At 69.9% G+C, this 9,533-nt stretch carries 11 protein-coding genes; 10 read left to right on the top strand and 1 reads right to left on the bottom strand.

What is annotated here, in order from left to right:
* The coding region (locus AB0H37_RS43130) for an amidohydrolase family protein (RefSeq protein WP_360618460.1) at window positions 1–996 on the bottom strand (996 nt) is incomplete at its 3' end.
* A 108-nt stretch (window positions 997–1,104) separates the two neighbouring features.
* Between AB0H37_RS43130 and AB0H37_RS43125 the strand changes: the two genes are divergently transcribed.
* From AB0H37_RS43125 to AB0H37_RS43080, 10 genes are all read left to right on the top strand, one after another.
* The gene (locus AB0H37_RS43125) at window positions 1,105–1,551 is read left to right on the top strand and encodes a MarR family winged helix-turn-helix transcriptional regulator (protein ID WP_329089241.1); all 447 of its coding nucleotides are present in this window, start codon (window positions 1,105–1,107) and stop codon (window positions 1,549–1,551) included.
* Between the two features lie 273 nt (window positions 1,552–1,824).
* Window positions 1,825–1,989 carry a hypothetical protein gene (locus AB0H37_RS43120; protein WP_360618457.1) on the top strand — a complete coding sequence of 55 codons (165 nt, stop codon included), beginning with the start codon at window positions 1,825–1,827 and terminating at the stop codon, window positions 1,987–1,989.
* A gap of 122 nt (window positions 1,990–2,111) precedes the next feature.
* A complete protein-coding gene (locus AB0H37_RS43115) occupies window positions 2,112–2,720 on the top strand; it encodes a hypothetical protein (protein ID WP_360618456.1) in 609 nt (202 codons plus the stop codon).
* A gap of 203 nt (window positions 2,721–2,923) precedes the next feature.
* Entirely contained in the window at window positions 2,924–3,097 is a 174-nt protein-coding gene (locus AB0H37_RS43110) for a hypothetical protein (RefSeq protein ID WP_360618454.1), read from the top strand.
* Window positions 3,098–3,527: 430 nt separating this feature from the next.
* Window positions 3,528–3,692 carry a hypothetical protein gene (locus AB0H37_RS43105; RefSeq protein ID WP_329089249.1) on the top strand — a complete coding sequence of 55 codons (165 nt, stop codon included), beginning with the start codon at window positions 3,528–3,530 and terminating at the stop codon, window positions 3,690–3,692.
* Window positions 3,693–3,753: 61 nt separating this feature from the next.
* Window positions 3,754–4,155 (top strand): hypothetical protein, encoded by a 402-nt coding sequence (locus AB0H37_RS43100; protein WP_360618452.1) that lies wholly within the window; start codon window positions 3,754–3,756, stop codon window positions 4,153–4,155.
* Between the two features lie 163 nt (window positions 4,156–4,318).
* Window positions 4,319–6,577: a tetratricopeptide repeat protein gene (locus AB0H37_RS43095; protein ID WP_360618451.1), complete on the top strand. Its 2,259-nt coding sequence runs from the start codon at window positions 4,319–4,321 to the stop codon at window positions 6,575–6,577.
* A 419-nt stretch (window positions 6,578–6,996) separates the two neighbouring features.
* Complete coding sequence (locus tag AB0H37_RS43090; protein ID WP_360618450.1) at window positions 6,997–7,701, top strand: hypothetical protein; 705 nt, start codon at window positions 6,997–6,999, stop codon at window positions 7,699–7,701.
* Window positions 7,702–7,745: 44 nt separating this feature from the next.
* A complete protein-coding gene (locus AB0H37_RS43085) occupies window positions 7,746–8,630 on the top strand; it encodes an NPCBM/NEW2 domain-containing protein (protein WP_360618448.1) in 885 nt (294 codons plus the stop codon).
* Window positions 8,631–8,646: 16 nt separating this feature from the next.
* Complete coding sequence (locus AB0H37_RS43080) at window positions 8,647–9,093, top strand: hypothetical protein (protein WP_360618447.1); 447 nt, start codon at window positions 8,647–8,649, stop codon at window positions 9,091–9,093.
* Window positions 9,094–9,533 lie beyond the last annotated feature (440 nt).

Here is a 9,533-nt window from a genome sequence, read left to right as displayed (position 1 = left end):
GTGTGCGAGGCCGCCCAGGAACGGTACGGGTACGGACACGTCGGTGCCCGCCAACAGGTCGATGCCGGCGTCGTGGAAGATCTTGATGGTGTCCAGGACGTCCTGGATGTCGCCCTGGGGGTAGCAGTTGAAGCTGGAACGCAGCGTCTTGTCCCAGCCCTCATCCAGGCGGGAGGCCACCCTAGGATCGTCGGCCAGATCGCTGCCCGTGTGGCCCATCAGAGAGGCGTTGAGGACCGCGCAGGGCACGACGAACGCATCCGCGTCCTTGATCATGGCGAGGATCTCCTCGGTGCAGGGCTCCACGAACAGGTGTGCCAGGCCGTCGATGCCCGCTTCCATCGCCATCCTGGTGGCGTCGATGGTCAGGGCGTGCGCGATGGTGAGCAGCCCGTATTTCTTGGCCTCGGCCACGCCCGCGTTCAACGTGGCCTGATCGAGCATCGGCAGGCCAGGGTGCCCCTCGACGCTGCCGTCGTCGATCATGAACTTGACGTAGTCCGAACCGCGGGCCGCCAGCTGCCGGACCGACGCGACGGCCGCCTCCGGGCTGGTGGCGTCCGGCTGATACGGCGGCTCACCGGCGGGCTTGCCGCCCTCGGGGCCGCCTGCACCCGGGCGCTTGAAGTCCGGCGGGAACAGCTCACTGGGATGCCCGCCGGGCGGGGTGAGCCCGAAGCCGGCGGAACGGACATCGGCGAGGGTGTCATCCTCACCGGCGCGGGCACGCCTGTCACGGGTATTGGTGCCCTGCATCTCCAGTTCGGTCGTCACCCCGAACCGCAGCGCCATCGCCAGGGACGGCGGGCTGGTGTGGACATGCGCGTCGATCAATCCCGGCAGCAGCGTCGCACCAGTGCCGTCGACGATCTCCGCTCCTGCGGGCGCATCCCCGCCGACACCGACGATCCGCCCGTCGTCGATCAGCACCGTCGTCACGCCCAGAGACTTCTCCCCGTCGAAAACCCTGGCACCGGTGATGGCAGTCACAGTCATGGTCATCCTCGTTTCTGCAGGTCAGCACCTCCAATGTATAGCATGAGATATGTAGTTGCACCAAGGCATGGACATGTAGTTGGTAAGACCATCCTTTAGAATGAGGACATGTCCAGCTCACCGCCGCCTTCGGAACCCGACGACAGTGCCCTCCTCCTCCAGGTGGGGCCTGCCCTGTCGCGCCTGCGACGCCGCACCTCCGCCGGCCGGGGGGACCTCACCCGCAACATGATCCTGAACATCGTCGCCGACGCCCCCGGCGAGATGACGGTCGGCGGCATCGCCACCGAGATGGGCGTCAGCCAGCCCGTCGCCAGCCGCAGCATCGCCGCGCTGATCGCCGATGGCCTGCTCCGCCGGGCCGCCTCCCAGGCTGACGGCCGACGCACCGTCCTCGAACTCACCGACACCGGCGAAGCCGAGCGCCGCCGCTACGCCACCGACCAGTCGGAGGCCTTCACCCACATCACCGCCGCCTGGGACCCCGCCGAACGCCGCCAATTCGCCCAGCACCTGATCCGGTACAGCCAGGACAGCAGGACCTGGTCGGCGTGACCCACCCAGCCCATAGATCACGATTGATGATCGGTATGGCCGATGGGCTCGGCAGAGACCCCCGTTGACCTCCCCCAATGGTTCACGAATCGCTGGCGGGGCCGGATTGTCACGACCACCACGGCGAAGGCCAGGACGATGGGGCGAGCAAGGTCGACCGGGCGGCGAGCGCGGACGCGGCCACCGGCGGGCACCGCCGCTCGATCCTGACCAAGGCGCTGACCCAGACGGCGCCACGCGCGCGCCGGACGACCGCGCCGTACCGGCTAGCTCTTGTATCCCAACGTTCGCGCGGACTGCTCCGGCACCAGCGACGGCCTCGGCTGCGCCAACACCGACTGCCCTGCCTTCGGCCTGGACCTTCCGGTGTGGATGGCCGCCGACCGGGCGATCGCGGCCGGCGCGCCCGACCTGAACCCCGCCGCCGGGACGAAGTGACCACAGCCGCCCTTATGGTCTGCGGCCACCCCTGAGAACCTGGCCTGAAGTTGAGGCCGTCCCCGGCCAGCTCGACCTCGCCCCCCGGGAGACGGCCACCCGATTCTTCTTGGGAGGGCCTGGTGAGCCAGGAAGACTGCCCCGAATCCGGTGACGCCCAGGACGAACACTCCGCACCGGCGGAGGCCGATGTTCTGGCCGCCGGACGCTTGGTCCCCTATTCGATGCTCCCGGACTGGGTTCCGCTCAGCGGCATCTCTCCGCCGGCTCAGGCTCTCTATTGGCAGTTGGCGTTGCATGTCGCCCACGGCCGCGGCGACCGGGTCGTCTTCCCTTCACGCGGGCACCTGGCGAGACGCCTGAGTTTCAGACAAGCCCGTTCCGTCGACCGGTACATCGACGAACTTGTGGAGATCGGTGCGATCGACAAATACACCGGCCGCACCGCGGACAGGATGCGGACCCGCAACTACTACGTGCTCCACATGGCGGCCCAGCGGTGCAACAACTGCCTGCGGTACGCGCTTCAGTGGCGAGCAAGTGCTGGCCGCTATCCATCAGCCCAAACCGCGGTCCCCGTACCAGTTGGCAGCGTGACCGCAGGCCCGTCCAACTCGCGGCTCGCGCCGCCAGGCGTCGGGCGCCCATTCCGGCTCACCAAGATGAGCCGCTCCGAGGTGGGGACGCAACCGCTCCCGCTGGCTTGCGTCCCCACCCCGAGACGGCTCTGACCCCGGCCGCCGGAACGGGAGTCCCACACCAAGCCGCCACATCGAGGCGGTCCTCCCTCTCGGTCAGGAAGGGGCCCATCATGATGCACAACAGTCACCTCGACCTCGCCAAGATTCTTGAGGCAGCGCTGGTCAGCCAGGCCGCCGACCAGACGTTCGTGAAGCAGCTGAACAACTACGCCGGCAACGGTTAGCGGCTCGACGTGGTGTCGGTCGAGGCGCTCAGCGTCCAGGCTCCCTACACCGACCTGCGGGTGGAGTTGGCGCTGCGTGAGGAGTTTTCCGGACGCCGGGAGTTCTTCAAGGTCCGGATCGAACGAGGCGAGCTCGTACTCCCACACCCGTCCGCCGCCCGAACCCTGCTGCTGTCCGCCTGAACCTCTAAGCCGGGCGGCGTTGCCCAGATCGAGAGCACTCGCGCGACAACGCCGTCCGGCTTGCGTAGCCCAATCTCGACCAGCCGCGACCGCGCAGTGGCTCGGCCGCCATCCCTGCGTGCCCGTCTTGCGCAGCAGGAGGATGCCTCACGCTCAAGTACGAGCCAACGGACGGCGACATCGTGGAGGAGCTCCATCACCCCCGAGCCACAGGCATGGTGTGCGGAAACCCACGGACGCGCGACGGCGTGCCGGCGTGTGGGTCGAATGGGAAGCGAGTGGGCCGCAGACTTGGCCTGGCCAGGCTGAACACGCCAGCGAAAGAAATGATCATTTTGGGGTAATCGCGGCCTCAGTGTGCTGTAATCCGGTTGGTCCGAATCATGATCGCTGCCCACGGCCTCCGACGGCCGGGGGAGAGGAGACACGCATGACCCGTCTCGCCGACCGCCTGCTGGCGCGCGTGGCCCCCAAGGCCACCGCGTCCGCCGCCTGCAAGAACTACTACTACTGCTCCGGCGGCCTGTACTACCGCAAGACCTGCTGCGACGGCCAGTGCCGCCACTACGTCATCGGTGCTTGCGGATCGCCGTGAGCCTCCCCCCGCACGGGCGGCGGCGCGACGCCGCCCGCGCGGGTCCCGGTGAGGAGTGCGGGTGGAACTCGTGCGGATCGGCTGCGCCTGCTTGATCGGGCTGGTCTTCGCCGTGTCAGCCGTGTCCAAACTCCGCGACTTCGACGGCTTCGCCAGGTCCGTCCCCGCGCTGGTGCCCGCGTGCGCGGGCGCGCAGCGCCTCGCGCTGGCCCGTGCCTTCGTCCGCGACGGCCGGGACCTGCTGATCCTGGACGAGCCCAGCTCCGGTCTCGACCGAGTGTTCGCCGGCGAGGGTCGAGGACGCCGCAACGAGCTTCGCATCTCAGGCAAGCCGGCGGGAAGAGGCCGGGCTCGCCCCTCGGGTGGAGTTGAACGCCTCGCCGTCAGCGTTGTCCGGCGCGCACCCGGTTCCGCCCATCGACTGGACCACGCCCAAGGCGCGACAGGCCGCCGCTGTCCCTGACCTGCTCTTCGGTGTGCCAAAGAGTGGGCCTGATCCGGCCAGCGGACCCCGTGATGGCACGGTGGTCCCCGATGCCGGCCGTAAATACGCTGAGTCCCGCTGTGAGGTGACGAGCGTACGGAGGGGCATGTTCTCCCACGGACACGCCGATGATCCTGTGGCGATGCGACGCGATCTGGTCAAGCAGTTGGCCCTCCTCCTCATCGACTGGGAGCACCGGCAGGGGCGGGCGGTGGACCGCGCGGACCTGGCCCGGCGGATCAATGTCTCCCGGAGCAGCCTCTACGCCTACCTGAACGGCACGACGCTGCCGTCCACCGCCGTCTTCGACCAGCTGCTCACCGCGCTGGGCGCGGATGCCGAGCGGCAGCGCCGGCTGAGCACGCTGCGCGACGACATCGAGGCGGCGCCGCAGCGCGGGGCGCGCGGTGCCGTGCCTCCCGCACCGCGCCAGCTCCCGTGCGTGACGGAACGGTTCGCCGGGCGCGGCGCCGAACTCGACCGGCTTGCGCACCTCCTGGACAAGCCCGGCGGCGTGGCGACGGTCATCGTCGCCATCGATGGAGCGCCCGGGGTCGGGAAGACCACGTTGGCCTTGTGGTGGGCGCACCAACTGAAGGAGCGCTACCTGGACGGCCAACTCCACGTCGACCTGCACGGTTTCGAGCAGGATGGACCGCTCGACCCGGGCGAGGCGCTGCATCGGTTCCTGCACGCTCTGGGCGCTGCCCCGGAGGCGATTCCGGACGACCTGGACGGCAAGAGCGCGCTCTACCGCACCCTGCTGGCCGACCGGAAGATGTTGGTCGTGCTGGACGACGCGAGGTCGTCCGACCAGGTCCGGCCGCTGCTGCCCGGCGCCGGCCACTGCCTGGTGATCGTCACCAGCCGGGACCGGCTCGACGGCCTGGTCGTCCGGGAGGGCGCGCATCGCGTCACCCTGCCGGTGCTGCCGCGCCGGGAGGCGCGCGACCTGCTGCGGAGCTGGCTCGGCGCGGAGCGGGTCGCCGCAGAGGAGAGCACCGCGGACGAGCTCATCGGCCTGTGCGCCGGGCTGCCGCTCGCGCTCAGCATGGTCGCGGCACGGGCGGCGGACCGCCCGGACTGGCCGCTCTCCGCACTCGCCTCCCGGTTGCGCGAGGCGCCCGACCGGCTCGGCGCGTTGGGAGAGGGCTCCGCCGACCTCGACCCGCGCTCGGTGTTCCGCGCCTCCTACACGCTCCTCCCCGAGCGGGCGGCACGGCTGTTCCGGCTGATCGGTGGCGCCTACCCCGACATCGACGCGCACGCCTGCCGCGCGCTGCTGGACGCCGACGCGCCGCCCACCGCCGAGCTCGACGCCCTGACCCGCGCCAACCTGCTCACCGAGCAGGTCATCGGCCGGTTCTCCGCACACGACCTGCTGCGGGAGTTCGCCCGCGACCTGGCGCGGCGCGGCGCCCCGGAGGAGGGCAGGAGCGCGATCGGGCGCGTCCTCGACTACTACCTGGGCACGGCGATTCGGGCGGCCCGGGCGATCGAGCCATGCCGCGAGGCCGACCTGCCGCCCGCGGGACCCGGGCGGCCGGGTCCCCTGCTCCGGGACCGGCCAGAGGCGATGGCGTGGTTCGCCGCCGAGATGCCCGTGCTGCAGGCGGCGATGAAGCAGGCCGCCGCCGCGGGCTTCGACCAGCACGTCTGGCGGCTCGCCTGGGCCGCGACCGTCTTCCTGCGCCGCAGCGGGCGGCGCACCGAGCGGGTGGCGCTGCACCGGATCGGGCTGGACGCCGCGCGGTGCGCCGGGGACCGCGCCGTCCAGGCGACGTCGATGCGGCTGCTCGGCGACGGCCTGAACAGGCTGGGGCGGCAGGGGGATGCGCTGCCGCTGCTGCGGATGTCACTGGCAGAGTGCGAGAGCATCGGCGACGCGAGGGGCGTGTTCCAGACTCACCTGTCGCTCACCCGCCTGTACGACTCCCTCGGGAGCAACGCCGAGGCGCTCGCGCACGCGGAACGGGCACTCAGCGCCTCCACCGCGGTCGGCGATCCACTCGCCCGTGCGGACGGGATGATCCACGTCACCAAGCAGCGGGAACGGCTCGGTTCCTACGACGAGGCGCTGCCGCTGGGCCGCCGGGCGCTCGGCCTCTACCGGCGGATCGGCTACACGGAGGGCGAGGCCGAGGCGCTGCGTTCGCTGGGGCGGATCGAGCAGCGGCTCGGCCGTCTGGAGCAGGCGATCGTGCGGTTCGAACAGTCGCTGGAGCTCGACCGGCTGCTCGGCGACCGCTTCTGGACCGCGCACGTCCTCCGGGATCTCGCCGCGGCCCAACGGAAGGCCGGGCACCCGGGACGCGCCCGCACATGCCGCGCGGAGTCCCTCGCGATGTTCGAGGCGATGAACTATCCGGTCACGGACCTGAAGGGGGCGGAGGCTCATTGACGTCAGGGCCGTCCAGCGGCCTCCGAGCTCGACCCGACCCGGGAGGGCGTGCGGTTTGCGCGCCTGGCCGAACGCCTCGGCGACCAGGTCCACGCCAGGGTAGGCCAGAGGAAGGCGGGTGCTCAATGGCGCAGGTGCGCCATACCCGCGGGTAATCCGACCCTCCGGACTGGTCGCCCCCTCTCAGGGCCGACCGTTCCAAGATCAGTGATCAATTGACTGGCCTGCGCCTTCTCGAAGACCGGTGGAAATTGACGAGGCATGGTCCGAGTCAGGGCACATCCTTCCCGCCGCGCCTCGGCCGCCCCCGGCCGGAGACGACCAAGATGAAGGCGTTTCGGACGTCTTTCAGAGCGAGCCCCGCGACGGCGGGGCCGACACGGGGACACAGCGCAACACGAACAGGAGGTCGCCCGGTCATGACCGAGTACTCGCAGACAGCGGTCATCGTGGTCGCCGACATGGCGGGCAGCGCGTCTCGCAACGACATGGGAAAGCGCCACGCGCGGAAGGAGATGTACGCCTGGCTGGAGCGGACGCTCGGCCCTGAGTGGTCTCGATGTGCTCGCGAGGACCGCGGCGACGGCGTCCTCATGCTCTGGCCGCTGTCGGTGCCGGACCCGGTGCCTCCGAAGGTCATCGTGTCCCGGCTCCTGCGGCTGCCCGAGACGGCCCCCGCCGGTCCGGAGCGTCCGCGCCTGCGCGTCGCGGTCCACATCGGGCAGACGTTCAGGGACGACCACGGCTTTGCCGGCGCCAGCATCGACGAGACGTTCCGGCTGAACGAGGCCGGCACCCTGAAGGCGTCGCTCGCCGAGGCACGCGGCCCGGTCGCCTATCTGCTCTCCGAAGACGTCCACAAGGCCGTAGTCCGGTACGGCTACGAGGACTTCGACCCCTCCAGCTTCCACCCCACCATCGTGAAGGTGAAGGAATCGACGTTGGAGGCCTGGCTTCACCTGCCGGCCGAGGACGAACTCGCGGCAAGGCTGGCCGCACAGGGCACCGCGACCGCCGACAAACCCACCGGTGAGCCGGGGCAGACCAATGGGGTCCATCTCAACATCGGCGGGAACGCGCAGATCTCCGGTACGTCCATTTCGGGAAGAGACCTGTACCTGTGACGACAAGGGCCCATGCGGGCGAGGGCGCGGAAGTGGAGGCGTCCATGGGCCAGCCCGGAGGCGGCCGGACGCGGCGTGCCCTGCTGAGGATGCTGCTGATCCTGGTGGCCTGCGCGGCCGCCGGTGCGGCGGGGCGGATCTTCGGCGGCGACTGGGTCTGGGGCGGGTTCGCCGCCGTCCTGATGCTGACCACGGTGATCGTCCTGCGCGGCGCATGGCAACCGGCCGGCCGCGGGACCGTCAACGCACAGGCGGCCACGCGGGACGCCTACATGACTCACAACCGCAGCTTCACCCTGAACGCGGGCGGGTTGAGCGCCGTAGTGGGCGCGGCGCTCATCATGGCGGTCAACGGCCTGCTGGTCGCGCACGTGTCGACGGATGTGCCCGGCGGGCGCTATTACCGGCCGACAGGTCCGGAACCCGGAGCCGATCGGAGGAGCACACCCCCCAACGCTGTCACTCCGGTCTTTCTGCGCGACCTGCCCAGGGAGCAGATCCGCGGCACGTCGGGGGTGTCCGTCGAGGCCGGCGCCCGAATCACGGGGAGGCAGTGCTCCCGCAGCATCTATCAGCCGGTGTCCGCGATCGGCCTGGCCCGGATCATAACCCTCACCCCCACCACGAGGTACCAGCGGTTCATGGCGCTGGCCGGGATGCCTGACGATGAGGACCTGAAGGCAAGCGTCGAGTTCGTCCTGCTCGGGGACGATCAGCGGGTGATCGGCCGCCGGACCGTGAGCCCCGGCGAGCCGGCCGAGTTCGACCAGGACATCTCGGCCTACGCGACCCTCTACCTTCGGGCCACCCTGCTCACATCGAAGAACGGCACCGAGTACGGCGGCGACTACCGAGCGGTCTGGGGGGACGCGCAGCTCCTTCCCGCGAACGGACAGCCCAGCGTCTGCCCGACCTCCGCCGGGAACTAGCCAGAAGGAGATGAGCATGGTGGCGGAGAAACTTGCGTCCGACGCGGTCGAGGTCCTCGCCACGGCCATCGTGAACCCGGCGGCCGTGGCGAGCTCCACCGAGCTCCACGACCTGGTGCGGCGGTGGTTCCGGCTGAACGGCCAGCTCGAGGCGTTCGAGGCGTTCGAGGCGAATCCGGGAGACGGCGCGTGGATGCGCGACCTGGTCCGGCAGGCCGTCGAACGTGATGCAGCCTTCGCGCGCTCCCTGTCCGCCGCGGTCGACCAGGCCCGCGCCACCATGCCGCCCCAGAGCAACAGCGTGCACCTGTACGCAGACGGGGCGCGCGGCGGGACGTTCCAGGTGGCCGGCCGCGACTCCCACCGCAAGGTCGCCATCGACATCGGCGGCAGTGGTTTCGCCCTCCTCGCGGTGATCCTCGCTATCGGGATCGTCTTTGCCGTGCTTGCGCTACAGCACTGAGGGCGCCGGATCATGAACGATCGGCCGCCGTCAGGACCGCCCCGAGGAACGTCCTGGCCAATGATCCTGGAGCGCGTCGCAGAGTCCTTCTGCGCGTTGTCGGCCCGCCGCTGGCCGGGGCCGGTCGGCAGTTGAAGCTATTTGCGTGAGAAGTACGCCGTCACAGACGGCGGTTCACGGAACGCGAAACCGATCATACGCCCAAGCTCACGCACAATAAGTTCATGGGCTTCTTGTCTGTGCAATTACCGGCCACTCCCTCCCCGTCGGCCACTCGTGTCGCAGATCAGACAAACCTGCCGAGTCCACAAGAGGTGGCGGCGTGCAGTTTTGAGTGCGTTCCAGAGTTGTCCAGCTTGGTACGTGCTCGGAGAAAGCCTCGGTGACCCTGGTGTGGCTTCCCCGCACCGACCAGACAGGGAGCCGACCATGTCCGACCA

Source organism: Actinomadura sp. NPDC023710 (assembly GCF_040639875.1).
Lineage (GTDB): Bacteria > Actinomycetota > Actinomycetes > Streptosporangiales > Streptosporangiaceae > Spirillospora > Spirillospora citrea.
The sequence above is the reverse complement of the archived record's forward strand: the minus strand, read 5'-3'. Positions and strand labels throughout refer to the sequence as shown.